26 protein-coding genes are annotated in these 24,821 nt (G+C 65.0%); 16 read left to right on the top strand and 10 right to left on the bottom strand.

The features are described 5' to 3' along the window. Positions 1 to 47: 47 nt before the first annotated feature. A complete protein-coding gene (locus tag CAER_RS0116715) occupies positions 48 to 455 on the top strand; it encodes a universal stress protein (RefSeq protein ID WP_027236445.1) in 408 nt (135 codons plus the stop codon). 15 nt (positions 456 to 470) lie between these two features. On the opposite strand, the gene CAER_RS0116710 is transcribed toward CAER_RS0116715, so the two are convergent. After that, positions 471 to 1,070, bottom strand: coding sequence for a hypothetical protein (locus CAER_RS0116710; protein ID WP_027236444.1), 600 nt, complete (start codon positions 1,068 to 1,070; stop codon positions 471 to 473). A gap of 154 nt (positions 1,071 to 1,224) precedes the next feature. Between CAER_RS0116710 and CAER_RS0116705 the strand changes: the two genes are divergently transcribed. Further along, a complete protein-coding gene (locus CAER_RS0116705; RefSeq protein WP_027236443.1) occupies positions 1,225 to 1,485 on the top strand; it encodes a TFIIB-type zinc ribbon-containing protein in 261 nt (86 codons plus the stop codon). Positions 1,486 to 1,560: 75 nt separating this feature from the next. Here CAER_RS0116705 and CAER_RS0116700 read toward each other — a convergent pair whose 3' ends face one another. After that, positions 1,561 to 2,028 carry an aminoacyl-tRNA deacylase gene (locus CAER_RS0116700; RefSeq protein WP_027236442.1) on the bottom strand — a complete coding sequence of 156 codons (468 nt, stop codon included), beginning with the start codon at positions 2,026 to 2,028 and terminating at the stop codon, positions 1,561 to 1,563. A gap of 346 nt (positions 2,029 to 2,374) precedes the next feature. Between CAER_RS0116700 and ettA the strand changes: the two genes are divergently transcribed. The 5 genes from ettA (at position 2,375) to CAER_RS0116675 (ending at position 6,664) form a co-directional block, all read left to right on the top strand. Beyond that, entirely contained in the window at positions 2,375 to 4,030 is a 1,656-nt protein-coding gene (gene ettA / locus CAER_RS0116695; RefSeq protein WP_027236441.1) for an energy-dependent translational throttle protein EttA, read from the top strand. Then, positions 4,027 to 4,638 carry a DMP19 family protein gene (locus CAER_RS0116690; RefSeq protein ID WP_027236440.1) on the top strand — a complete coding sequence of 204 codons (612 nt, stop codon included), beginning with the start codon at positions 4,027 to 4,029 and terminating at the stop codon, positions 4,636 to 4,638. Before ettA ends, CAER_RS0116690 begins: the two co-directional genes overlap by 4 nt. A 362-nt stretch (positions 4,639 to 5,000) precedes the next feature. Beyond that, the gene (locus tag CAER_RS0116685; RefSeq protein ID WP_154667785.1) at positions 5,001 to 5,837 is read left to right on the top strand and encodes a hypothetical protein; all 837 of its coding nucleotides are present in this window, start codon (positions 5,001 to 5,003) and stop codon (positions 5,835 to 5,837) included. A gap of 186 nt (positions 5,838 to 6,023) precedes the next feature. Continuing rightward, entirely contained in the window at positions 6,024 to 6,245 is a 222-nt protein-coding gene (locus tag CAER_RS28110; RefSeq protein ID WP_051357869.1) for a hypothetical protein, read from the top strand. Positions 6,246 to 6,412: 167 nt separating this feature from the next. Beyond that, positions 6,413 to 6,664, top strand: coding sequence for a hypothetical protein (locus tag CAER_RS0116675; RefSeq protein WP_027236438.1), 252 nt, complete (start codon positions 6,413 to 6,415; stop codon positions 6,662 to 6,664). A gap of 25 nt (positions 6,665 to 6,689) precedes the next feature. Here the strand turns inward: CAER_RS0116675 and trxC are convergent, their stop codons facing one another. After that, positions 6,690 to 7,115, bottom strand: a complete 426-nt coding sequence (trxC, locus tag CAER_RS0116670; RefSeq protein WP_027236437.1) for a thioredoxin TrxC — start codon at positions 7,113 to 7,115, stop codon at positions 6,690 to 6,692. Positions 7,116 to 7,347: 232 nt separating this feature from the next. Between trxC and CAER_RS0116665 the strand changes: the two genes are divergently transcribed. Continuing rightward, complete coding sequence (locus tag CAER_RS0116665; protein ID WP_027236436.1) at positions 7,348 to 7,920, top strand: L,D-transpeptidase; 573 nt, start codon at positions 7,348 to 7,350, stop codon at positions 7,918 to 7,920. Positions 7,921 to 8,127: 207 nt separating this feature from the next. After that, on the top strand, positions 8,128 to 8,337 hold the full coding sequence (locus CAER_RS0116660; protein ID WP_027236435.1) for a cold-shock protein: 210 nt from the start codon (positions 8,128 to 8,130) through the stop codon (positions 8,335 to 8,337). A 58-nt stretch (positions 8,338 to 8,395) separates the two neighbouring features. On the opposite strand, the gene CAER_RS0116655 is transcribed toward CAER_RS0116660, so the two are convergent. Beyond that, on the bottom strand, positions 8,396 to 9,037 hold the full coding sequence (locus CAER_RS0116655; protein ID WP_027236434.1) for an arylesterase: 642 nt from the start codon (positions 9,035 to 9,037) through the stop codon (positions 8,396 to 8,398). A 48-nt stretch (positions 9,038 to 9,085) separates the two neighbouring features. Between CAER_RS0116655 and CAER_RS0116650 the strand changes: the two genes are divergently transcribed. Both CAER_RS0116650 and CAER_RS0116645 read left to right on the top strand, forming a co-directional pair. After that, on the top strand, positions 9,086 to 9,790 hold the full coding sequence (locus CAER_RS0116650) for an ABC transporter ATP-binding protein (protein ID WP_027236433.1): 705 nt from the start codon (positions 9,086 to 9,088) through the stop codon (positions 9,788 to 9,790). Beyond that, positions 9,787 to 12,312, top strand: a complete 2,526-nt coding sequence (locus tag CAER_RS0116645) for an ABC transporter permease (protein ID WP_027236432.1) — start codon at positions 9,787 to 9,789, stop codon at positions 12,310 to 12,312. The genes CAER_RS0116650 and CAER_RS0116645 overlap by 4 nt, the downstream gene beginning before the upstream one ends. A gap of 20 nt (positions 12,313 to 12,332) precedes the next feature. Here CAER_RS0116645 and CAER_RS0116640 read toward each other — a convergent pair whose 3' ends face one another. Then, complete coding sequence (locus tag CAER_RS0116640) at positions 12,333 to 12,782, bottom strand: RrF2 family transcriptional regulator (protein WP_027236431.1); 450 nt, start codon at positions 12,780 to 12,782, stop codon at positions 12,333 to 12,335. 101 nt (positions 12,783 to 12,883) lie between these two features. Here CAER_RS0116640 and CAER_RS0116635 point away from each other — a divergent pair, with 101 nt between their 5' ends. After that, complete coding sequence (locus CAER_RS0116635; RefSeq protein ID WP_027236430.1) at positions 12,884 to 13,459, top strand: gamma-glutamylcyclotransferase family protein; 576 nt, start codon at positions 12,884 to 12,886, stop codon at positions 13,457 to 13,459. Between the two features lie 25 nt (positions 13,460 to 13,484). Beyond that, positions 13,485 to 14,534, top strand: coding sequence for a DUF2254 domain-containing protein (locus tag CAER_RS28105; protein WP_322786350.1), 1,050 nt, complete (start codon positions 13,485 to 13,487; stop codon positions 14,532 to 14,534). A 365-nt stretch (positions 14,535 to 14,899) separates the two neighbouring features. Here CAER_RS28105 and gltX read toward each other — a convergent pair whose 3' ends face one another. Together gltX and CAER_RS0116620 are read right to left on the bottom strand one after the other, a co-directional pair. Further along, a complete protein-coding gene (gene gltX, locus CAER_RS0116625) occupies positions 14,900 to 16,225 on the bottom strand; it encodes a glutamate--tRNA ligase (protein WP_027236429.1) in 1,326 nt (441 codons plus the stop codon). Between the two features lie 125 nt (positions 16,226 to 16,350). Continuing rightward, a complete protein-coding gene (locus CAER_RS0116620) occupies positions 16,351 to 16,779 on the bottom strand; it encodes a DUF1801 domain-containing protein (RefSeq protein WP_027236428.1) in 429 nt (142 codons plus the stop codon). A gap of 107 nt (positions 16,780 to 16,886) precedes the next feature. Between CAER_RS0116620 and CAER_RS0116615 the strand changes: the two genes are divergently transcribed. Continuing rightward, on the top strand, positions 16,887 to 17,819 hold the full coding sequence (locus CAER_RS0116615) for an MBL fold metallo-hydrolase (RefSeq protein ID WP_027236427.1): 933 nt from the start codon (positions 16,887 to 16,889) through the stop codon (positions 17,817 to 17,819). Between the two features lie 10 nt (positions 17,820 to 17,829). Here the strand turns inward: CAER_RS0116615 and CAER_RS0116610 are convergent, their stop codons facing one another. Both CAER_RS0116610 and CAER_RS0116605 read right to left on the bottom strand, forming a co-directional pair. Next, positions 17,830 to 19,161: an NAD(P)/FAD-dependent oxidoreductase gene (locus CAER_RS0116610; protein WP_027236426.1), complete on the bottom strand. Its 1,332-nt coding sequence runs from the start codon at positions 19,159 to 19,161 to the stop codon at positions 17,830 to 17,832. Positions 19,162 to 19,340: 179 nt separating this feature from the next. Then, entirely contained in the window at positions 19,341 to 20,999 is a 1,659-nt protein-coding gene (locus tag CAER_RS0116605; RefSeq protein ID WP_027236425.1) for an NAD+ synthase, read from the bottom strand. 182 nt (positions 21,000 to 21,181) lie between these two features. Here CAER_RS0116605 and CAER_RS0116600 point away from each other — a divergent pair, with 182 nt between their 5' ends. After that, positions 21,182 to 22,603 (top strand): MORN repeat-containing protein, encoded by a 1,422-nt coding sequence (locus CAER_RS0116600; RefSeq protein ID WP_027236424.1) that lies wholly within the window; start codon positions 21,182 to 21,184, stop codon positions 22,601 to 22,603. A gap of 46 nt (positions 22,604 to 22,649) precedes the next feature. Here the strand turns inward: CAER_RS0116600 and CAER_RS0116595 are convergent, their stop codons facing one another. Beyond that, the gene (locus CAER_RS0116595) at positions 22,650 to 23,315 is read right to left on the bottom strand and encodes a pyridoxamine 5'-phosphate oxidase family protein (RefSeq protein WP_027236423.1); all 666 of its coding nucleotides are present in this window, start codon (positions 23,313 to 23,315) and stop codon (positions 22,650 to 22,652) included. Between the two features lie 97 nt (positions 23,316 to 23,412). Between CAER_RS0116595 and pdxR the strand changes: the two genes are divergently transcribed. After that, on the top strand, positions 23,413 to 24,789 hold the full coding sequence (gene pdxR / locus CAER_RS0116590; RefSeq protein WP_036797366.1) for a MocR-like pyridoxine biosynthesis transcription factor PdxR: 1,377 nt from the start codon (positions 23,413 to 23,415) through the stop codon (positions 24,787 to 24,789). Positions 24,790 to 24,821 lie beyond the last annotated feature (32 nt).

The raw sequence follows: 24,821 nt of genomic DNA, 5'->3' as shown, positions 1-24,821 counted from the left end.
GGGGGCCTGGATAGTCTGGGGCAGGTTTCAAGCAATGGAGGCTACCTATGTATCATAATGTTCTGGTGCCGATTTCCTTTGATCCGGAGCGCGACGTGACCGGGCCGCTGAAAGTGGCGCGGCTGCTTTCGGCGCCGGGGGCCAAGGTGACGCTGCTGCATGTGATCGAACAGGTCCCGGCCTATGCGATTTCCTATGTCCCGGCGGATTTCATGGAAGACACCCGCCAGGCGCTGCAGGCGGAGCTTGACGGGCTGGCGCAGTCCCTGCCCAACGCCGAGGGCGTGCTGATCGAGGGCCATTCCGGCCGCACCATCCTGGACTGGGCCGAGCAGAACAAGCCGGACCTGATCATCCTCGCCTCGCACCGCCCGTCGATGCAGGACTTTCTCTGGGGATCGACGTCGGGCCATGTGGTGCGCCACGCGGCCTGCGCGGTGCATGTGGTGCGCTGAGGCGGGTTCACAGGATCAGGCGGGCACCGCCTTTTTCAGGAGGTGCCAGGCCAGCCGGATTGCGGCGCCGGGCAGCATCGCAGAGCGCAGCAAAACCTTGTTGGAATTCACCGCCTCGGCGATGCGGGCAAAGTGAACCTTCTTGTCCGCGGGCGAGCGCAGCAGGATCGTTTCCGCCTGCTGCATCGCCCGCTCTGCCTGCCGCTTGACCTGCGGCACAGCGGCCGGTTTGACCGCCCGGTAATAGTTCAGCCCCTTGCGCACCGGTTTCTGCGCCGGGTCAAGGTTCTGCTTCACGGCCCGCGTCAGGGTGTCCTCGACCAGCACCAGCGCCCGCGCCGCTTCGGCATAGGACTGGTTGCTGTCCAGCTTCTGCGCCGCCAGCTTGTAGGTGTGGCGGTAACAGTCGAATTTGTAGACTTGCGGCAGCTCGCCGCAGCGGTCGAAACCGCGGGTCAATGTGGTGGCAACCGCCCGCGTGGTTCGCGAGCTGAGCCCGCTGCTCTGGCCGCCGCCGCCGTCTCCGCCGCCGCCGCCCTCTCCGCCCCTGGCATAGGCCGGGGCCGCCACGAGGATCAGGGCGAGAGCCCCCGCCTGGATGGTCTTGCTGCTCATCTTTGCCTCCTTGATTTGGGGGCAGCTTACCATGCGTCAGCGATCCTGAAATGGGCGGAAAGCCGCAAGATCCGCGTTTTTTGCGCTGTCTTTGTCTTGCGCAGCACAGGTGCACTGCCCACGTGAAGTGCAGGAGTTGAGCAAGGAGAAGAATATGCAGTGCCCGATTGACGGAACCACTCTGGTCATGGCCGACCGCGCCGGGGTGGAGATCGACTATTGCCCGCAGTGCCGCGGCGTCTGGCTGGACCGGGGCGAGCTGGACAAGATCATCGAGCGCTCTGCCCAGCCCGCGCAGGCCGCGCCGCAGCCGCAGCGCCATGAGGACCGCGGCGGGCATCACGACCCGCGCTACAGCAAGCCGTACAAGAAAAAGAGCAAGAAGAACTTCCTGGAAGACCTGTTCGATTTCTGACGCACCGGCAGGCGCCGCCCCGGGGATCGGGGCAGCTGGCCGGTTGATCAGGATTGCGGGCCGCTGGCGGGCGCGTCAGTGGACCGTGCAGAAGGAACCGTGCTTCGCGTCCTTCATCAGGGTGTCGAAATCGTCGCCCTTCATTTCGATCAGCGTCTTGTGGTCGCCGGCCTCGAACCAGACCTTGTCGAGCCCGGTCAGGCTGTCGTCGATGACGGTGGGCACGTGGTAGGCCGCGCCGACGCAGGGCGCCGCGCCCGGATCGCAGTCGTCAAAGACCTGGTTCAGTTCATGTTCCGGCGCCAGCCCAAGGCGGCGGTCCATCATCGTTTGCAGCGCGTGCAGGTCAACGGTCTGGTTGGACGGCACCACGGCCAGAACCGGGCCTTCCTCCATGTGGATGAGCACTGACTTGGCCAGGTGGTCCCCCGGCACATGCGCCGATTCCGCGCATTCCGACGCAGTGGCGGTGTAGGGGTGGCGGACGGTGCCGAACGGCAGGCCCTGTGCCTCGAGATGATGTTTCAGGCGTGAGGCGATCATCGTGGGGTCCTCCTGTGCTGTGAAGGGCCCCGGGCCGCTCTGGCTCAGGTCTGCGCCGCCATCGGGCCGGAACGGCCCGGTGTGATACCGGGGGCCGGCGCGGCCCGCACTCCGGCGGCATTTTCAGGTCTGGGCGCGGCAAACGGCAATCCGGGGCGCCCTCATGTTTCTGGTGCCCCCCACTTTGCGCCCGAAGGGGTGAGTCGGGCAAGGGCGGGCTGGCGTGGCGGCCCGAAAGCGCCGGTGCGGCGGCAGACCCGGCCAGGCCCCGCATCCCTCATTGCCCCGCCTGCGCCCTTCCGCTATCACTCCCGCCAGCAAATTCCCCCCTTAACGGAGCAATCAAATGGCCTCCTACCAGTACGTCTACCACATGCAGGGTGTCTCCAAGACCTACCCGGGTGGCAAGAAATGCTTTGAAAACATCCACCTTTCCTTCCTGCCCGGCGTGAAGATCGGTGTGGTCGGCGTCAACGGCGCCGGTAAGTCCACCCTGATGAAGATCATGGCCGGCCTCGACAAGGACTACACCGGCGAGGCCTGGGCGGCTGAGGGCGCCAAGGTCGGCTACCTGCCGCAGGAGCCGCAGCTGGAGGAAAACCTCACCGTGCGCGAAAACGTCATGCTGGGCGTGCAGGCCAAGAAGGACATCCTGGACCGCTACAACGAGCTGGCGATGAACTACTCGGACGAGACCGCCGAGGAGATGGCCAAGCTGCAGGACGAGATCGACGCCCAGAACCTGTGGGATCTGGACAGCCAGGTGGACGTGTCGATGGAGGCGCTGCGCTGCCCGCCGGACGATGCGATGCCCGCCAACCTGTCGGGCGGTGAGCGCCGCCGCGTCGCGCTGTGCAAGCTTTTGCTGGAAGCGCCCGACATGCTGCTGCTTGACGAACCGACCAACCACCTGGACGCTGAGACCATCGCTTGGCTTCAGCAGCACCTGATCGACTACAAGGGCACCATCCTGTGTGTCACCCACGACCGTTACTTCCTGGATGACATTACCGGCTGGATCCTGGAGCTCGACCGCGGCCGCGGCATTCCTTACGAGGGCAACTATTCCGCCTGGCTGGAGCAGAAGGCCAAGCGGCTGGAGCAGGAAGCCCGCGAGGACAAGGCCAAGCAGAAGACGCTGGAGCGCGAGCTGGAGTGGATGCGCCAGGGCCAGAAAGCCCGCCAGGCGAAATCCAAGGCGCGTATCCAGGCCTATAACGAGATGGCCAGCCAGTCCGAACGCGAAAAGGTCGGCCGCGCCCAGATCGTGATCCCGAACGGTCCGCGCCTGGGGTCGAAAGTGATCGAAGTGAACGGCCTCGCCAAGCACTATGGCGACAAGCAGCTAATCGAGGGTCTGAACTTCTCGCTGCCGCCGGGCGGCATTGTCGGCGTGATCGGCCCCAACGGCGCCGGTAAATCGACCCTGTTCAAGATGCTGACCGGCCAGGAGCAGCCCGACGAAGGCACTGTTGAATACGGCGACACCGTGAAACTGTCCTATGTCGACCAGTCGCGCGATGACCTGAACGACAATGACACCGTGTGGGAGGCAATCTCCGGCGGGGCCGAGATCATCGAGCTGGGCGACGCGCAGGTCAATTCCCGCGCCTATTGCTCCTCCTTCAACTTCAAGGGCGGCGACCAGCAGAAGAAACTGTCGCTGCTGTCGGGCGGTGAGCGCAACCGGGTTCACATGGCGCGTCTGCTCAAAGAGGGCGGCAACGTGCTGCTGCTCGACGAACCGACCAACGACCTGGACGTGGAGACCCTGCGGGCGCTGGAAGACGCGCTGGTCGATTTCGCCGGCTGCGCCGTGGTGATCTCGCACGATCGTTTCTTCCTCGACCGGATCTGTACCCACATCCTGGCCTTCGAGGGCGACGCGCATGTGGAGTGGTTCGAGGGCAACTTCGAAGACTACGAAGAGGACAAGAAGCGCCGTCTGGGTCCGGACGCGCTGGAGCCCAAGCGGTTGAAGCACAAGAAGTTTGTGCGGTGAAATGGCTGAAATGGCTTTCGGCGGGAAATCAATTGATCCTGCCGAAGCCAAAAATCCGGGAGGCAGACTATCTGTCTCCCGAACCTGACCCCGACCTGAGGATCGAAGATTACTACAACAGGCTTCTCGGGGAATTTGGCTCAGAAGAAATCTGGGCTGCACTGGAAGCCTTCAAACTGGACACGCTGGGGGAACTGGTTTCCAAAGGTCTGCTGACTGAAGGGCAGATGCTCTTCTTTTGCTTGGAGTACTTTCGCGCTCAGATCTTGAACGGAGGCTTCCTGCAATTCATGGGCAATGCAGGTTTCATGTCAGCTGACGTTGGATCCTGCCTAAGGAAGCTCAACCAAAAAGAACTAGCTGACGATGTGGAGCGCGTTGCTAATGATATCGCCCCCATTCTTAGCCAGCTGGATACGGTTCCGGGGGACGCGCGCAATAGTGCCTTTCGTTCAGCATTGAGACGCGCCAAAACCGAAATGAAAGACGCAGTGCTCCGGTCCGCGACCGGGCAACGCTTGGAAGCCGAAACCTTTGTGTCCGGCCTGGCACTTCAAATGGTAAAATATATTGAAGGCCATCCGGAAGAATTCTGCATAGCTTATTGAATTGACTGCCTGTACCTGCTGCTGGAAGAATTCGCTAGCTTGATACAAAAACACCCTAGCTTGCGAACTACGCTGCACAGCACAGGGCCCGGGCCACTGTGTGACACGCCCGAAGAAGGCAAAAGCTGAACACAGCCTCCCGTTTGTTCAGCTCCCATTCTCTAAAAGTGCAAAAATCCTGTTCAGCGAAATCATGATCAGGACTGTGAGACGTCAAACCGCCGTCAGGACTCAGATGCCCGCGGGACCGAAACGCAGAGCTGTAAGCGAGGCGCGGCTGGCATGTCTGCCCGGCGGCGCTAAACTAAGGAGGATTACGAGACACGCAAGACCGAGCAGCCGCCCCAGATTGAGGTTTTTTCATGTTTCTATCCGACGAGTTCGTTTACGTTGACTTGAACAAAACGGGTAGCGTTTCTGTTTTGAACTGGCTGCAAGCGCTCAAATTTCCGCAGAGACAGGTGAAACACCACCTGAAGCCGGACGAGGCCATCGTCTCAAGTGGCATCCTGAAATTTGCGACGATCCGGAACCCTTGGGATTACTACCTTTCTCTCTGGTCTTATGGAGTGAAACGCAAGGGGAAGTCGGGGCCGTACCTGGCTCTGACCCGGTTCCGGCCGTTCAAGAGCCGTGGTTACACGCAAAACCCGTACGGCGCGGTAACCGGGTTCGTCCCTGCCCTTCTCGCTGCGGCACGCCAGGACCGGACGGCAAATCTGCAGCTTTATTCCGATCCGGACAATCCCGAAGCTTTTCGAGCGTGGCTTCGCAAAGTGATGGATCCCAAGCTGGCTCCCGTCCTGTCCGGTGCATATTACTCATCGCGCCTTCACTGCTGCAGCGGCCTGTACAGCTACCGGTTTTGCAATCTGTATTGTTCCGGCAGCAAAACGCTGCATTCGGGACGCCTGCGAGATCCCGCTGCTCTTGAGAAATGGGCCGAGGAGAACTGTTATATTGACCGTTTTCTGCATACCGAGACCCTTGCGGCCGACTTCCGGTCGGTCATGCTCGAACACAAGCTGGCAAAGGCGGAAACCCTTGACTCTGTGATTGGCGCGGGCAAGCCGATGAACGCGTCGCGCTCGGCCGCCGCAAAAAGATCGGATTTCTACGATACGGAGACCCGCCAACTCGTCGCCGAACGCGAGAGCTTGATTATCAACCGGTTTGGTTATCAGTTCAAAGACGGCTGAGCCCGGCCAGGGGCATCTACGCGGCAAAACCGCCCCGACCTTCGAAACAGTGCCCGCCCGCCTAGTTTTTATGCTGATTTGTCAGCACTGTCGCGATTTTAACGATTTGATAACACTCTTGGCCGGATGATGGGCGCAGAAGCAGCGGGCCGCTTGCGCCGGGCTGCACGGAATTGCGGGGGTTTCATGGCCTGGGCAGGTGTCATTCTGGGTATGGTTGCGGGCCTTTGCGCCGCGGTGATCAGCTTTGCCGCCGCAGGGATGGCTTTGTGGGCCAGCTTTCTGATCTATGCGGCCGCGGGTACAGCGGTCACGCTGCTGACCACTGCCCTGCTGTACTGGCGCAGCGAACCGCCCGGACCCGGCCCCTGGACGGATACCCGGCGGCCGGATGCAGCCGCTGCCTGAACCGGCGCAGCGGCGGGGCGCACCGGAAGCCCGGGTTCATCACTCAGGGCATAACTGGATGCCAAATCCTTCCCTTATGAAGCAACTGCCCTAGTCTCTTAGGCAGTTGTTTCGGGGCAATCCCGTTTCTACCCTTGATAGAAAACAAGGCGCATTGGGGATATATCATGGCCTGGGTGAGTTCGGTCATAGGCGCAATCGGCGGCTTGGGGCTGATGCTCGCTGCTGTTTTCCTTGGCGGCTGGCCTGTCTGGCTCGCAGTTGTGGTCTATCCCTTTACCGCCGCGGTCCTGGCGCTGGTCCTGATCGCGCCCCTGTCCTGGCGCAGAAGCCGCCGCAAAACCGGCAGCGGCCGGCACAGCGCAAAGACCGGCAAGACGCCGGATAAACCGCAGGAATTGGGGCAGCGCCAGTTCTGACCGCCGGCAGCGGGAGAGCCGCGCCTCAGTTGCGGAGCCAGGCCACGATCTGACCCTGCCGCATGGCGCCTGCCTGGCGCTTTTTCTCCTTGCCGCGCTCAAAGGCAATCAGGGTGGGAATGCCGCGGATCCGGTAGCGGGCGCCGGTGGACGCATGGTCCTGGGTGTTGAGCTTGACCAGCCGGGCCGTGACGCCCAGCGTCTTGGCCGCCTTGGCGAATTCCGGCGCCATGGACCGGCAGGGCCCGCACCAAGGCGCCCAGAAATCCGCCACCAGCGGCAGGTCGTCGTTCTGCACCGCTTTCTGCAGGATGGCAGGATCGACCTCCACCGGCGTGCCCGGCAGCAACGGAGCGCCGCAGGTGGCGCATTTCGGGCCGCGGCCCAGCTTGTCCTGCGGCACCCGGTTCAGCTGGGCGCAGGACAGGCAGGTCAGCGTCTTGGCTCCCATGTGTTCGCCTCCTCAAGCAGTCGCACGGCCCCGGTATAGCCGTCCCGCGCCGCCGTGCAAGGCCGCTGCAGCGGCCATTACAGGCGCGCCACCGGGGCCGCCGGCCAGCTGTTTGCGGTTCGTCGCAGTGCTGCATGCAACACTTGCCGGTCCGGGTCCGGAAAGCCGTTGACCGGCCGTTGTTCCCGCCGGAAGATGAGAAGACTTGCAACAGACAATCGGGGATATGGCCATGATTTCACGCCGGAAGATTCTGAGCACGGGCACCGCGGCTGCCGCGGCCTCTTTGCTGCCGCTGCCTGCCCTGGCCCGCAAAAAGGACCCAGTGGTCTTTGATCCCGTGCCGCAGGAGGTACGGATCAAAAAGGATTTCGCCCCGGGCCAGATCCTGGTGCTGCCGCGGTCCTACTACCTGTATTTCGTGACCGACACGCGCAAGGCGATCCGCTATGGCGTCGGTGTCGGCAAGGCCGGGCTGGAGTTCACCGGCCAGGCGGTGATCGAACGCAAGAAGGTCTGGCCCACCTGGCGCCCCACCGACGAGATGATCGAACGCGACCCCCGGGCCTATGCGAAATTCATCGACAACGAGTATATCCAGCCGGGCGGGCCGGACAATCCGCTGGGCGCGCGGGCGCTCTATCTGTTCCAGAACGGGGTCGACACCTATTTCCGCATCCACGGCACAAACCAGCCGCAGACCATCGGGCACTCGGTCTCAAACGGCTGTATCCGGATGCTAAACGAACATGTAGTGGACCTGTACGAACGGGTGCCGTTGGGCACGGTTGTGACGGTGCTTTAGGCACCGGTCTGCGGGTTTTTGCCGCGAAACCCTGCCTGGCAACGCATTTTTCTTGCACGAGAGGGGATTCGTACTCAATTCTGTCACGGCGATGTTACGCGAATGCCATCACTGTACCCTTCACGGCGCGGTCATGACCATCTGCAAACCTTGCCGGACTGCCGCATAAGCGGGCAGAGAACTGTGACGACTTAGGAGAAGACGACGATGGCCACTGGCACCGTCAAATGGTTCAACACCACCAAAGGCTACGGCTTTATTGCACCCGAAGAAGGCGGCAAGGACGTTTTTGTCCACATTTCCGCTGTTGAGCGCTCCGGCCTGACCGGCCTGGCGGACAATCAGAAAGTGACCTATGAGCTGCGCGCAGGCCGCGACGGCCGTGAATCCGCAGTGGATATCGCGCTGGTCTCCTGATCCGGATCTTCCGATCTGCTTTGAGAATATCAAACAGCCCTGACTGACGGGGCTGTTTTCACTCGCCGATCGCCTCGATCAGCTGCAGCGCCGCCGGCCCGATGGCAGCGGCGTTCAACGCAACGCCGCGGGCGTTGGGGTGGATACCGTCATCCTGCATGAGCGCTTGTGCCGCGGCAGGATCTCCGCCCGCCTCCGCAGCCATGCCCGCAAAAGCGTCCGGATGCAGCACCGCGCCGAACTCTGCCGCCAGATCCGGGTAGATCGCGTCAAACGCCTGTTTGTACTCCGGCCCGTAGTTGCGCGGGGCTTTCATGCCGACCAGCAGGGTTTCAATGCCCTTGGCCTCTGCCGTCTCCAGAATGCGGGTCAGATTGGCGCGCGCCTCCTGCGGGGCCAGCCCGCGCAGCAGGTCATTGCCGCCCAGAAGCACGATCAGACCGTCCGGATTGTCTGACAATGTCCACTCCGCCCGCTCAGCCCCGCCCGCGGTTGTATCGCCGGACACCCCGGCGTTTTGCAGTTCCACTTCGGCGCCGTTTTCGTTCAGCCAGCGTTCCAGCTGCGGCACCAGTCCCTGGCCCTGCGGCAGCCCGTAGCCCTGCACCAGACTGTCGCCCAGAGCGGTGATCCGCAGCGGTTCGGCCCAGCCTGCGCCGGAAAAAAGCAGCAAACTCAACAGTGCCAGTATCTTGCGCATCGCCGCAAACACTCCATATCCGAAAGGTGGATCCAACAGGCAGGCCCGATGACCCAGGAAAACAGCCCCGTTCTTCATCTCATAGATGCGTCTTTGACCCTCAATAGCAATACCGGCCCGGTAGAGATTTTGCACGCAATCTCGCTGGACGTGCAGCAAGGGGAGACGCTGGGGCTGGTGGGGCCGTCCGGGTCCGGCAAGTCGTCGCTGCTGATGCTGATGGGCGGGCTGGAGCAGGCGACCGGCGGCCGCGTAAGCGCCTTGGGCGCGGATCTGACAGCGATGGATGAGGATGCACTGGCCCGGTTCCGCCGCAACAACATGGGGGTGGTGTTCCAAAGCTTTCACCTGATCCCGACCATGACCGCGCTGGAAAACGTGGCGACGCCCTTGGAGCTGGCGGGGGTTAAAGATGCCTTTGACCGCGCCCAGGCTGAATTGGAGGCCGTGGGCCTGGGCCACCGGGCGGGCCATTTCCCGGCGCAAATGTCGGGCGGCGAGCAGCAGCGGGTGGCGCTGGCGCGCGCCCTGGCGCCCCGGCCTGCGATCCTCTTGGCGGATGAGCCGACCGGCAACCTGGACGAGGCCAACGGCCAAGCGGTGATGGATCTGCTGTTCGGCCTGCGCGACCGCTATGGCGCAACGCTGGTGATGGTCACCCATGCGCCGGAGCTGGCGGCGCGCTGCGACCGGGTGGTGCGGCTGCGCGACGGGCGGATCGACGGGGACGCCGCGCGCGAGGCGGCGGAATGAATGCCGCAGCCTTCCGCCTGGCCTGGCGCTTTGCCCTGCGGGAGTTGCGCGGCGGGCTGAAGGGCTTCCGCATCTTTCTGGCCTGTCTGGCGCTGGGGGTCGGGGTTATTGCCGCCATCGGCTCTATCCGCGCGTCGATCGAGACCGGGCTGGAGCGTGAAGGCGCGACAATCCTGGGCGGCGATGCCGAGCTGAACTTCACCTACCGTTTCGCCAATGAAGATGAGCTTGCCTGGGTCGAGCGGACGGCGCTGCGCCATTCCGAAATTGCCGAATTCCGCTCCATGGCGACGGTGGGGGAGGAGCGCGGGCTGACCCAGGTGAAGGCGGTGGACGGGCTTTACCCGTTGAAGGGGGAGATGAAGCTGGCCCCTGACATGCCGCTGGACGCGGCGCTGGCTGGCGCGGACGGCTTGCCCGGCGCTGTGATGGACCGGGTGCTGGCGGACCGTTTGGGGCTGCAGCCGGGGGATGCCTTCCGGCTGGGCACGCAGGATTTCACCCTGATGGCGATGATCGCGCTGGAGCCGGATGCCGCGGCCTCAGGCTTTGAGCTGGGGCCGCGCACGATGGTCAGGACTGAGGATCTGGGAGAGTCCGGCCTTCTGGAGCCGGGCACGTTGTTTGACACCAAATACCGGATGGAGCTGCCGCCGGGCAGTGATCTGGCCGCTTTGCAGGCGGAGGCTGAGGGGTTGTTTGAAACCACCGGCATGCGCTGGCGCGATGCCCGCAACGGCGCGCCGGGGATCACCACCTTTGTCGAGCGTCTGGGCGGGTTCCTGGTGCTGGTGGGCCTATCCGGCTTGGCAGTGGGCGGGGTTGGCGTCTCTGCCGCCGTGCGGGCCTATCTGGCGACCAAGACCGCGACCATTGCCACCCTGCGCACGCTGGGGGCGGAGCGGCAGATGATTTTCCTAACCTACTTCCTTCAGATCGGCGCGCTCACTCTGGTCGGTGTGGGCATCGGGCTGGTGCTGGGCGGGCTGGGGCCGCTGCTGCTGGGGCCGCTGATTGCGGCGCAGCTGCCGTTTCCGGCAGTGTTTTCGCTCTACCCCTCGGCGCTGGCAGAGGCCGCGGTTTATGGCGTGCTGACCGCCTTTATCTTTGCGCTCTGGCCCTTGGCGCGGGCCGAACGCATCCGCGCGGCCTCGCTGTTCCGGGATGCCTTTGTCAGCCGCACTAGGCTGCCCGCACCGCGCTATTTGCTGGCGACCGCGCTGGCGCTGGCGGCGCTGGTCGGGCTGGCCGCGTGGTTCAGCGGGTCCGCTCAACTGACGCTGTGGACTGCGGGCGGGCTGATGGGGGCGCTGCTCGTGCTTCTGGTTGCGGCGCTGGGGATCGGCTTTGCGGCGCGGCGCGGCACCGGTGCCGCGCGCGGGCGCCCTGCCCTGCGGTGGGCGCTGTCCTCCATCGGCAGCGCGCGGGACGGCGCGGTGCCTGCGGTGCTGGCGCTGGGGCTGGGCCTGACGGTGCTGGCCGCCATCGGCCAGATCGACGGCAACATGCGCCGGGCGATTGCCGGCAACCTGCCGGATGTGGCGCCGAGCTATTTCTTTGTCGACATCCAGCGCAGCCAGATGCCCGCGTTTCTGGAACGGGTAGAGAATGATCCCTCTGTCACGCGTGTGGAGAACGCGCCGATGCTGCGCGGGGTGCTGACCCGGATTAACGGCCAGCCCGCCATCGAGGTTGCGGGTGATCACTGGGTGGTGCGCGGCGACCGCGGCATCACCTATGCCGCCGCCCGGCCCGACAGCACCGAGGTCACCGCCGGCACGTGGTGGGCTGAGGATTATTCGGGTGATCCGCAAATCAGCTTTGCCGCCGAGGAGGCCGAGGAACTGGGGCTTAGCCTGGGCGACACGCTGACGCTGAACATCCTGGGCCGCGACATCACCGGCACCATCACCAGCTTCCGCAACGTGGATTTCTCCACTGCCGGCATGGGCTTTGTGATGGTACTGAACGAGGCCGCGCTGGCCGGCGCGCCGCACAGTTTCATCGCCACCGTTTATGCCGAGGAGCAGGCGGAGGCGGCGATTCTGCGCGATCTGGCGCGCGAGATGCCGAATATCACCGCGATCCGGATGCGCGACGCCATCGACCGGGTGTCGGACATCCTGCGCCAACTGGCCGCCGCCACCGCCTATGGCGCTGCAGCAACGCTGCTGACCGGGTTTCTGGTGCTTTTGGGTACGGCGGCTGCCGGCGAGCCTGCGCGCCGCTATGAAGCCGCGCTGCTGAAAACGCTGGGCGCGCCGCGCAAGCAGATCCTGGCAAGCTTTGCCCTGCGCTCTGCCCTTCTTGGGGCGGCCGCCGGGCTGGTGGCGCTGGCGGCAGGCATTGCCGGGGCCTGGGCGATCAACGCCTATGTGTTCGAGACGGGATACACGGTGATCTGGCCGAATGCGCTGATGGTCATATCCGGCGGGGTGCTGACCACGCTGCTGGCCGGGCTGGCCTTTGCGCTGCGGCCGCTGGCCGCCAAACCGGCCCGCATCCTGCGGGCCCGCGAATGATCAGCTCTGCGGCGGCGGCGTCAGCGGGCGCCGCAGGAGACCGGCTGCAGGATGCGCAGCAGGTCGTGGTTGTCGCAGACCAGCGATTCCAGCGAAATGTCGTCCAGCGAGGCGTAGAACGCCTGCGCCGCATCGGCCAGCGCCACCTTCAGGCGGCAGGCATCCGACAGCGGGCAGGTGTTGTCCGCATCAGCAAAGCACTCGACCATCGGCAGGTTGCCCTCGACATCCCGGAACACGTCGCCGATCCGGATCTCTGCCGCGGGTTTTCCGAGGTTCATGCCGCCGTTGCGGCCGCGCTGGGTGGCCAGATAGCCAAGCTGGCTCAGCTGGTTGATCACCTGCGCCAGATGGTTTTCCGAGATATTGCAGCATTCGGCGATCTCGGCCTTGGTCACCAGGCGGTCTTCATGGGCGGCGCAATACATCAGCAGCCGCACGGCAATGTTGGTCCTTTTGGTAATCCGCATGGGTTGCTCCCGCAGCTATGGTACATCGCTTATTGCACAACAGCGGAAAAAGCGGTTTGACATACATCAATAACCGGAATTGCGGCAGAAAGGCGCGGCGAATGACGGCTCCATACTTCTTTGGCTACGGCAGCCTGGTGAACACGGCGACACATGGCTATGGCGGCGCACAGCCTGCACGGCTGCGCGGCTGGCGTCGCGCCTGGGTGCATACAGATCTGCGCGAGGTGGCGTTTCTGTCGGCGGTGCCCTGCGCCGCCAGCACCATCGGCGGGCTGATTGCCGAGGTGCCCGGAGCCGATTGGGCGGCGCTGGACGAACGCGAGTTCGCCTATGACCGGCTGCCCGCATCGGACAAGGTGCAGCACGGGCTGGAGGGCGCGCCGGAAATTTCCGTCTATGCCGTGGCCGCGGACAAGCAGAACGGCGTCACTGAGCAGCATCCGATTCTGCTGAGCTACCTGGATGTGGTGCTGCAGGGCTATTTGCAGGTGTTCGGCGAAGCTGGCGTGCAGGATTTCATCGCCACCACCGACGGCTGGGACGCCCCCCTCCTGGACGACCGGGCGGCGCCGCGCTATCCGCGGCATCAGCGTCTGAGCCGGGCGGAGCGCGCGCTGTTCGATGATCTGATCGACAGCACCGGCGCGCGCAGGATAAGCTCCGCTCATGATTGAGCAGTGTCTTTTGAACCTCCGGCGGATGGCCCGCAAGCTCTGGTTCCGGGTGGTTCTGATTTCCATACTCTCGCTGCTGGCGCTGCTATTGGCGCCGCTGGCCAAACCGCTGCTGCCGGACAGCCTGAGCGAGGACTTCGGGCGCGAGGCGGTGCTGCCGGTGCTGACGATCCTGGCGTCGGGCATGCTGGCGGTCACCACCTTTTCGCTAAACGTCATGGTCAGCGCCTACCGCACCGCCGCCTCGATGGCGACGCCGCGGGTCTACCGGCTGCTGCTGGAAGATACCGTGACCCACCGGGTGCTGGCGACATTCGTGGGCGGGTTCATCTATTCGCTCAGCGGGGTGATCCTGTTCCGGGCCTGGTATTACACGCCCGAGGGCGCCCTGGTGGTGTTCGGCATTACCATCATTGTCGTGGTCCTGATTGTCGGCGCAATCCTGCGCTGGATTGACCACCTGTCGGGGCTTGGCAGCATGGACCATACGCTGCGGCTGATCGAGACCCGGACCCGCGACAGCATGCGCGCGCGCCTCGACGCGCCCTGCCTCGGCGGCCAATGCGCTGACAGCAGCGGTGTTCCCGCCGATGCGGTGGCCATCCCGGCCGCCCGCAGCGGCTTTGTCCGCTTTGCCGGGATGGCCCAGCTGGACGAGCTGGCCGAGGAGACCGGCACCGAGATCACCCTGGCACGGGCTCCCGGCGAATACATCCTGCGCGGCCAGCCGGTGGCCTGGGCCGCAGGCGGGGACAACGATTTCTGCAAGGCGGCCTCGAAGGCGATCGACATCGGCGACGTGCGCAGTTTCGATCAGGACCCGTCCTTCGGCCTCACCCTGCTGGCGGAGACGGCCCAGCGGGCGCTGTCGCCCGGCATCAACGATCCGGGCACCGCGATAGAGGTGATGGGACGGCTGGGGCGGCTGCTGTGGGAAAACATGCCCGCCGATGAGATCAGCAGCACCCGGAAGCCGGATTTCCCGAACGTGAAAGTGCCGCCGGTGACGGCGCGCCACCTGCTGCGCTGCGCCTTCCCGCCGATTGCCCGCTGCGGCAGCGATTCCCCTCGGTGATGGGCTGGATGCACAAATCGCTGGAGGAGCTGGAACACCACTCCAACCCGGAAATGGCCAAGGCCGCAGCGGAAATGCGCGAGGAGCTGGGCACGGGCGGCAACGGCTGACCCGCAGCCCGGGCAGTCGGCTGTTGCGCTGCTGTCCCGCGGCGCCCTCCCGCCTGTTCAGGCGCAGGCAAGCTGCACCTCCCTCAGTTGGGCATGGCACCGCGCACCCGCGCGGCGCCCGGCCCTACCGCAGGGGATGCATCTGCGATGCAGCTCCGGCGGGCGGGAGCGCTGCCGCGGCCTTCCGGCAAAGCGGCACGAAAAAGGGCGGAGCCCATGGCTCCGCCCTTATATCTATCCTTGCTTGGAGCCGCCTCAGCCGCGCGCCCGGACCTTTTCCATCAGCGCCAGCAGCGCCGACATGTCGGGGCCGCGCTCCATGCCGGTGACGGCCTTCCTGAGCGGCATGAACAGGCCCTTGCCCTTGCGGCCCGTCGCTTCCTTGACTGCGGCGGTCCACTTGCCCCAGCTCTCGCTGTCGTAGGGGCCTTCGGGCAGCAGCGCCATCGCTTCTGCGATGAAGTCCTTGTCCTCATCCGCCACCAGCGGCTCGGCACCATCGCGGCAGAGCTCCCACCAGCCGGCCAGATCTTTGAGCGTGGTGATGTTTTCCTTGGCCATGTCCCAGAAGGCGGCCTGTTTCTCAGCCGGGACGCCCAGCGCGTCCACGTGGGCCTGCACCGCTGCCAGCGGCAGCGACTGCAGGTAGCGGGCGGTCAGCGGATACAGATCCTCGACATCGAACTTGGTCGGCGCTGCGCCGAAGCGGTTGATGTCGAAGCCCTCGATCAGCTCTGCCATCTCCGAGCGCAGCTCTACCGGATCAGACGAGCCCAGGCGCGCCATCAGGCTCAGCAGCGCCATCGGCTGCACGCCGGCTTCGCGCAGATCGCGCAAGGCAAGCGTGCCAAGGCGCTTGGACAGCGCCTCGCCCTGCGGGCCGGTTAGCAGCGAGTGGTGCGCAAAGGAGGGCACGGAGCCGCCCAGCGCCTCGATGATCTGGATCTGGGTGGCGGTGTTGGTCACGTGGTCCGAGCCGCGCACCACATGGGTCACGCCCATTTCGGTGTCGTCCACAACCGAGGCCAGGGTGTACAGGAACTGGCCGTCGCCGCGGATCAGCACCGGGTCGGAGACCGAGGCCGCGTCGATGGAGATATCGCCGAGGATGCCGTCGGTCCACTCGATCCGCTGATGGTCCAGCTTGAAGCGCCAGACGCCGTCGCCGCGCTCGGCGCGCAGGTTGGCCTTCTCCTCGTCCGACAGGGCCAGCGCGGCGCGGTCATAGACCGGCGGCTTGCCCATATTCAGCTGCTTCTTGCGCTTCAGGTCCAGCTCGGTCGGGGTCTCGAACGCCTCGTAGAAGCGGCCGATTTCACGCAAGCGGTCGGCGGCGGCGACGTAGCGGTCGAGGCGCTCGGACTGGCGCTCCACCTTGTCCCAGGTCAGGCCCAGCCATTCCAGGTCCTGCTTGATGGCATCGACGTATTCTTCCTTGGACCGCTCCGGGTCGGTGTCGTCGATGCGCAGGATGAAGGTGCCGCCGGCCTTGCGGGCGATCAGGTAGTTCATCAGCGCGGTGCGCAGGTTGCCGACGTGGATATAGCCGGTCGGCGACGGGGCAAAACGGGTGGTGGTCATCTCGGATCTCCTGTTGCCTTGCCCCTTGTCACATGGGCGGCGGATTGTCCAGTTTCACAGGTGTTAACGCGCCTCCGGCGCGTGCCTGCGGCGCGAGTATTTGGGGAAAGATGAAAGCCCGGCAGTCACTCAGGCTGCACCGGCCAGATTGCGTTCAAATCTTTCAACCCTGCGCGGATCAGTTCGGCCAGGACCTCCAGGTCGATATCGGCGAGCTTGTTCACATAGAGGCAGCTTTTGCCAAGCTTGTGCTTGCCCAGGCGGGAGAGGATGGTGCCGTAATCCTGATAGCCCGGCATGATGTAGATCGAGTGGCGTGCTTTCCGCGGCGAGAAGCCGGTGGCGAGGAAATCGCCCTCGCGCCCCGAGGCATATCGGTAATGGTAGCGGCCATAGCCGATGATCGACGGGCCCCACAGACGCGGTTCAAACCCGCTCACCCGGCGGAACAGCGCATCCAGCTGCTGCGCCTCCGCCGCCTTGCGGGCCGGTTCGACGCTGGCGAGAAATGCCTCAACGCTCGCCCCGGTCGGGACGGTTTTGTTCTGGGTCATGACGGGGCCTCCTGACCGCATCCTAACCCGCATCACGGGATTGTTTACAGCCCGCTGCCGCCGGAGCGCTAGGGTATGGCCAGTCCAACTCCACCGGAGGTTATGCCATGACTGTTTCCCTGTCCCGCCGCGCCGCCTTGGCCGGTGCTGCCGCCCTGCCCCTTGCCGGGGCTGCCGCGCCCCTGCTGGCCGGTGCCCATGGCGGCCGTGCCGAAGCGCCGGTTGCCCATTCGTTCAAACTGGCAGAGATGCCGGTCACCACCCTTCTGGATGCGTCAGCGCAGCGGGAGGGGCCGAAACCGATGTTCGGGGCAGCGGCCAGCGATGCGGAGTTTGCGCGGGTTTCAGCCGAGAATTTCATTTCCGACGCGACCCTGCAGTTCTATTTCACACCCACTCTGGTGGATACCGGAGGGGAACTGGTGCTGTTTGACACCGGGCTGGGCAATGGCGGCATTGCCAAGGCGCTGGCCGCGGCCGGGGTGACGCCGGATCAGATCAATCTTGTGGTGATCACCCACATGCACCCCGACCATATCGGCGGGCTGATGACAGACGGCGCGCCGACGTTTCCCAATGCCCGATACGTGACGGGCGCCGAGGAATACAATTTCTGGTCCAAAAGGGAAGCTGGCGACCGGGTCGGCGACCTGGTGGCCAAGAATGTGACGCCGCTGGCGGAGAAGACCGATTTCATTGATGACGGGGCCAGTGTGGCGCCGGGGATCACCGCAATGGCCAGCTTTGGCCACACGCCTGGGCATATGTGCTACATGCTGGAGAGCGGCGGGCGGCAGCTGCTGCTGACGGCGGATCTGGCCAACCATTATGTCTGGAGCTTTGCCCGCCCCGATTGGGCGTTCAGCTTCGATGTGGATGCAGAGGCCGCCAGCGCCGCGCGCCGCCGGGTGCTGGCGATGCTGGCAGCGGACAAGGTGCCAATGGTCGGCTATCACATGCCGTTCCCGGCTGCGGGCTTTGTCGAGACGCGCGGCGACGGCTTCCGCTATGTGCCCGTAAGCTATCAGCTGATGGGCTGAGAGGGCACGTTCAATAGCCGCTTTGCGGCCCGTATTTGCTGCCGTCGGTAAAGCGCGACAGGCGGAAGTCGTGCGGGTCCACAACGGGGGTGTCGCCGGTCACCAGATCGGCGGCCAGTTTGCCCGCGGCCGGGCCGATGCCAAAGCCGTGGCCGGAAAACCCGGTGGCGATGAACAGGCCGGGCAGGCGGTCGGCCTGCGAGATTACCGGGATCGCGTCCGGGGTCACGTCGATCAGCCCGCCCCAGCTTTGCACCACATCGGCGCCCTGCAGCACCGGAAAGGCCTTTTGCGCTGCCGCCCAGCCGCTTTTCAGCGCCTTCTGCGACGGGGCCGGATCCAGCACCCGGCACAGCTCGAACGGGGTGGTCTGCTGCGGCTGCCAGCGGCGGGCCTGGGCCGCCTCCTCGCGCCAGCGGCTGGTGACGCGGAACTGCAGCGCGCGCCATTCGTGCCGCAGGCTGGGCAGGAACTTCCAGCCCAGGCGGAAGCTGTCAGGCACGATATCGACGATGTTCTCCAGCGCGTCCGAGACGGTGTAGCCGCCGTCGGCACGCTTGCGCAGGCCCAGGTTGCCGGTGCGCACCGCGGTCTCCGGCCCGCCCTGCACCGGCGAGGTGCGCAGGACCGAGTTGAGGACCTTCAATTGCGGCAGGCTGATACCCGCATTGCCCAGAAACAGCCGCGACCAGGCGCCGCCTGCCACCACCACCGCCGAACAGGCGACGCGGCCGCGTTCCGTCATCACGCCGCTGATGCGGCCAGCCGAGGTTTCGACGCTGCGCACGGCGCATTCCGTCATGATCTTGGCACCCGCGGCCTGGGCTGCGGTGGCGATTGCGTGGGTGGCCAGCTGCGGCTCGGCCCGCCCGTCCATCGGCGTCAGCAGCCCGCCGCAGGCTTTGGTCTGATGGCCGGGCATCAGCTGTGCCAGCTGCTGACCGCGCACCATGCGGGCGCCCTGCCCCCAGCCGTCGAGGTTGCGCAGCCAGCGCTCCAGCTGCGCCTCGCGCTTGGCGGTTTCCGCGGTGTAGAGGATGCCGGAACGGGTGAACCCGGTCTCCTGCCCGGTGCGCGCCGCCAGCCCCGCCCAAAGCAGCAGCGATTCCGCCATCAGCGGGAGTTCCCGCGGGTCGCGGCAGGAAATCCGCACCCATCCCCAGTTGCGCGAGCTTTGCTCACCCGCGATCTGCCCCTTTTCGCACAAAAGCACGGAGTGGCCGCGCTCAGCCAGCTCCAGCGCGGTGGCAGCGCCAATGATGCCGCCGCCGATCACGACGGCATCGACGGCCTTGGGCAGGGCCAGATTGGATTGGAAATGAGGCAGTCGCGGTCCAGGCATGAGGCCTCTATGCCCGCTGCGGAATCGCCGGTCCAGCGCACAGGCGACGCGCCCTGCGCCGCTTTGCGCCATTGTGATTTTTTCGCCGCATATCAGGACGTTACCGCCACCGGCAAGGGCCTGAAGGAGTCAAGGAAAGCGCGAAAAAGACCCGCGCTTTCAAGGGGTTAACGCGCGCCTCAGGTCGGGTCGCGCCAGCGGTTCACAATCGGGTAGCGGCGGTCCAGCCAGAACGACCGCGGCGTCAGCCGGGCGCCAGGCGCGGACTGGAAGCGTTTGTATTCGCTGATATAAAGCAGGTGTTCAACCCGTTTGGCCACGTCCCGGGAAAAGCCCGCCGCGACGCAATCTGCGATTGAGCCTTCCAGATCAACCAGGATTTCGAGGATCGCATCCAGTTCGGGGTAGTCCGGCAGGCTGTCGCTGTCTTTCTGATCATCGCGCAGTTCCGCCGAGGGCGGCTTGTCGATCACATTGGGGCGGATCACCTCGCCCTCCGGGCCCTTCATCCAGGGGCGGTGGTTGGCGTTGCGCCAGCGGCAGGTTTCAAACACGCGGGTTTTGTAGAGGTCCTTGATCGGGTTGTAGCCGCCATTCATGTCGCCATAGATGGTGGCATAGCCCACGGCCACTTCGGATTTGTTGCCGGTGGTCAGGAGCATCTCGCCGAACTTGTTGGACATGGCCATCAGCAGCAGGCCGCGCAGGCGGGACTGGATGTTTTCCTCGGTGATATCTTCATCGCGGCCGGCGAACAGCGGCGCCAGCGTGCTGGTGATTGCAGCCCGCGCCTCGCTGATCGGAACATAGTCATAGTGGACGCCCAGCGCCTTGGCGACGGCTTCGGCATCGTCGAGCGATTCCCGGCTGGTGTACTCGGACGGCAGCATCACGCAACGGACGTTTTCAGCCCCCAGCGCATCCACCGCAATGGCCGCGACAATCGCCGAGTCGACACCGCCGGACAGGCCCAGAAGCACCTTCTTGAAGCCGGTTTTACCCATGTAGTCGCGCAAGGATTCCACCATCACCCGGTAGTCCTGCTCCCATTCGTCCGGCAGATGCGCCTTTTCGCCCTCTTCCACGCGCCAGCCTTCCTCAGTGCGGATGAGGTCGAGCTGGGTGATGCATTCGTCAAACAGCGGCATCTGCACCGCCAGCGCGCCGCCCGGGTTCAAGGCGAAGGAACCGCCGTCAAACACCTGATCGTCCTGGCCGCCCACCATGTTCAGGTAGATCACCGGCAGATGGGTTTCGACCGCGCGCGCCACCATCATGTTGAAGCGCACTTCCATCTTGTTGCGGAAATAGGGCGAACCGTTGGGGATCAGCAGGAACTCGGCACCGGTTTCGGCCAGGGTTTCAGCCACATCCTCGTGCCAGCCGTCTTCGCAGATGGGGGAGCCGATGCGGGTGTTGCCGACGGCATAGGGGCCGCCCAGCGGCCCGGCCTCGAAGATGCGGACCTCGTCAAAGACGGTCTCGTTCGGCAGGTGGTGCTTGAGGCTGCGCGAGGCGATCTTGCCGCCTTTCAGGATCAGATAGGCGTTGTAAAGCCGGCCGCCCTCGACCCACGGCCCGCCGATCGCCAGCGCCGGACCATCGGCGCAATCCGCCGCCAGTTTCTCCACCTCGGCAATGGCGGCCTGGTGGAACACCGGCTTCATCACCAGGTCCTGGGTGTTGTAGCCGGTGATGAACATTTCCGGCAGCGCCACCAGATCGGCGCCGGCCTTGCGGCCCTCCTCCCAGGCGGCGCGGGCCTTGGCGGCGTTGCCCGCCAGATCGCCCACAGTGGGGTTCAGCTGCGCCAGTGTCACGCGGAAACGGTCTGCCATGCTGCATCGGCCCTTTGCAAAAATCCTTCCCCAGCCATTTACCAGATTGACGGCCAAGGAAAAGAGCAAGGGCTTGCGACCAGGGAAAAGACATTGCGGCCCCGCGTGCGGTAGCTTAGTTTCCGGGCGAGCAACCCAATATGGCAGCAGCACCGTAATTTCTGGGCAGGCAGAGGTTTTGAATGACCCGTTTCGGCACCGCAATCGCGTTTTCCACGATCCTGGCACTGGCCGCCCCGGCCTGGGCCCAGGAGGGGGAAATCATCACCACGCAGGATGAGATCGGCGGCGTCTATGAGGGCACCTTCCGCAACGGGCTGCAGCATGGCACCGGCACCTACAAGCTGCCGAACGGTTACGAATACACCGGCGAGTGGGTCGATGGAGAGGTCCGCGGCCAGGGCGTGGCGCGGTTCCCGGACGGCTCAATCTATGAGGGCGAGTTCGCGCAGGGCAAGCCGCACGGGCTGGGCAAGCTGACCCGCGCCGATGGCAGCACCTACGAGGGGGAATGGCAGGACGGCCAGATCCATGGCGACGGAGTGTCGGCCTACGCCAGCGGCGTGCGCTACCAGGGCAGTTTTGCCAATGGCAAGCGGCACGGCAAAGGCGTGATGCAATCGCCCGACGGCTATACCTACGACGGCGACTGGGCCGAGGGGCGCCAGCAAGGCCAGGCCAAAATCACCTATGCCGAGGGCACCGTCTATGAGGGCAGCGTGGCGGATGGCCAACTGCAGGGGCAAGGCCGGCTGGAGACCTCGGACGGGCTGGTCTACGAAGGCGAATGGATGTCCAGCCAGATGCATGGCACCGGCCGCCTGGTGCAGCCCAACGGCGACATCTATGAAGGCGAGCTGCAAAAGGGCCGCCGCCACGGCACCGGTACGCAGACCTATGCCAATGGCGATGTCTACACCGGCGACTTCCTGAACGACCAGCGCCACGGCACCGGCACCTTCACCGAGAAGGACGGCTACAGCTACACCGGCGCATGGGTGAAGGGGCAGATCGAAGGCAAGGGCAAAGCGGTCTATCCCGACGGATCGGTCTATGAGGGCGATTTCCGCGATGATCTGGCCGAGGGCCAGGGCAAGATCACCTATCCCGACGGCTCCACCTATGAGGGCGGTTGGGTGGCCGGCGTCATTGAGGGCGAAGGCACCGCCACCTACCCCAATGGCATCACCTATACCGGCGGCTTCAAGAATGCCAAAAACCACGGCCAGGGGGTGATGACCTATGCCGACGGCTACCGCTATGAAGGCGGCTGGCAGGACGGGCAGCGCCACGGGGAGGCGACGGTCACCTATGCGGACGGGTCGGTCTATACCGGTCAGTTCGCCAACAGCCAGCGGCACGGGCAAGGCAAAATCGTGATGCCCGACGGCTTCACCTACGAAGGCGAGTGGCAGGAAGGCAAGATCTTCGGCCGGGGCGTGGCGACCTATGCCAATGGCGACGTCTACGAAGGCAGCTTTGTTAACGGCAAGCGCCAGGGACCGGGCACGATGAAATACGCCAGCGGCCAGCAAGCGGACGGCACCTGGGAAAACGGCGCGCTGGTCCGCAGCGAGGCCGGGGACACAGGGCAGACCGAGTAAGCCGGAATGATCAAAGGGCGCGCCAGGGCGGCGCGCCTTTTTTGTTTCAGCCGATGCGGATGCGGCTCAGGTGGTCCGGCATCGCCACGCCCTCAAGGTTGGCAGGATCCGGCTGCGGCGGCTTCAGCTCCATCGCCATCGGCACCACGCCCGCCCAGATCGGCAGGGCGTAATCCTCCTCGTCATCCTTGGGCGCACCGGTGCGGATCTTGGCCGCGCCTTCTTCAATCGGCATCCGCATCAGGGCGGTGGCCTTCAGCTCCTGCGCGGTCATCGGGCGCAGGGCGTCCCAGCGGCCGGGGAAAATGTGGTCGACCATCGCCTTGAGGCTGGCCGCCTTGGCATCCTCATCCGTGACCTTCTCCGCCACCCCGAACAGCATCGCGGAGCGGAAGTTGACCGAGTGGTGAAAGGCCGAACGGGCCAGAACGTAGCCGTCCATGCAGGTGACGGTCAGGCAGACCTCCGCCCCCTCCATCGCACGGATCGCCCGGCTGGCGGAGGAGCCGTGCCAATAGACGTGATCGCCCTCGCGCCATTGCAGCGTCGGCAGCACCGATGGGGCGCCATTGATCTGATAGCCGATATGGCCCAGCGGCATGGCGTCGAGCACCTGATACACGGTCTCGCGGTCATAGAGCCCGCGTTCATGGGCGCGGCGCAGGCGGCTGCGCTCTGTTTTCAGGGCGGTTTCGGTTTCGGGCTGGCGCATTGGCGGACCTCGTGAATTCCTGTTGTGTCAGGGTGAGTGCTATGCGCAAACTGGACTGCAATTAACTTCCACTTTCCGGCAAAATGAGCAGTCCAGTATGATTGACCTTTCCGGCATGCTGTCCAAGGGCAGCGCCGAGCCCATCTATCTGCAAATCGTGGGCGCGCTGCGCCGCCAGATCAGCGACGGCAGCCTGGCAATCGGCACCCGGCTGCCCTCAACCCGGGCGCTGGCGCAGGATCTGGGGGTGGCGCGCTCCACCGTGGTGACGGCCTATGAGCAGCTGGTGGCCGAAGGCTTTGCCGAGGCGCGGCAGGGTGCGGGGATCTTTGTCTGCGACGTTGCGCCGATCCGGCCGCCGGAGGCACCGCCGCGGCCCCAGCCTGCGGCTGTCCCGCCGGCGCCGGGAATGCTGCAGCCCGGCGCGCCGGACCCTGATGTGTTTCCGGCCCGGTCCTGGGCGCGCTGTGTTTCACGTGTGGCACGGATGGACCCGCTGAGCCTGAGCCATCAGGAGGATTCCTTTGGCGATCCGGAGCTGCGGCGCGAGATTGCCGCCTATGCCGCGCGCTGGCGCGGGATCGAGTGCAGCGCGGATCAGGTGCTGGTGACCAGCGGCGCGCGCGAGGCGCTGGAGCTGACGATGGATTTCCTGGTCGAGGGCGAGGATATCGCGCTGGAGGCGCCCGGATTTATCCCGACGCAGCGCTTTGCCAAGGTGCGCGGCTGGCCGGTGCGCTGGCTGCGGGCCGGGGAGCGCGGCGCGGAGGTGCCGCGGCGGATGGCCAAGGTCACGCTGCTGACGCCGTCGCATCAGTTCCCGCTGGGCGGCACCCTGCCGGTGCCGCAGCGGCAGGCGTTTCTGCAGGCGGCCGGGGAGCGGGACGGCTGGATCATCGAGGACGATTTCGACAGCGAGTTCCGCTATGCCGGCCAGCCGGTGCCCGCGATGGCGGCGCTGGACCGGGAGGGGCGCTGTATCTATGTCGGCACCTTCTCCAAGACATTCTCGCACGCGCTGCGGCTGGGCTATGCGATCCTGCCGCCGGCGCTGGTGCCGCGGTTCCGGGCCGGGTTCATCCAGCCCAGCGCAGGCGCCGCAATCACCGCGCAGCGGCCCTTGGCCGAATTCATGGCCTCCGGCCAGTACGACCGCCACATCCGCCGCGCCCGCAGGCTTTATGCCGAACGCTATGCCGCGGCGGCAGATGCGCTGGCAGCATGGCCCGAACCGCTCGGGTATTTCACACGCCACAATGCTGGGATGCAGATTTGCTATCATCTGGCGGGCGGGCTTGCAGATTTCCAAACCTGCCGCCGCGCAGCGGATGCAGGATATGGCGTCCAGCCCTTGTCGCCGCTGGACCCCGGCGGCCAGTCCCAGGGGCTGCTTGTCGGCTTTTGCCAGTCCAGCGCCGGGGACCTGCCCGGCCAGATTGCCGGCCTGCGCCAAATTGTTGCAGAGAGCGTTTAGGGTCTGGCGAAAGAAAAAGCCTCCCCGGCGGA

This window comes from Leisingera caerulea DSM 24564 (assembly GCF_000473325.1).
Lineage (GTDB): Bacteria > Pseudomonadota > Alphaproteobacteria > Rhodobacterales > Rhodobacteraceae > Leisingera > Leisingera caerulea.
Note: the sequence above shows the minus strand (reverse complement) of the source record. Positions and strands in the feature narration are given on the sequence as shown.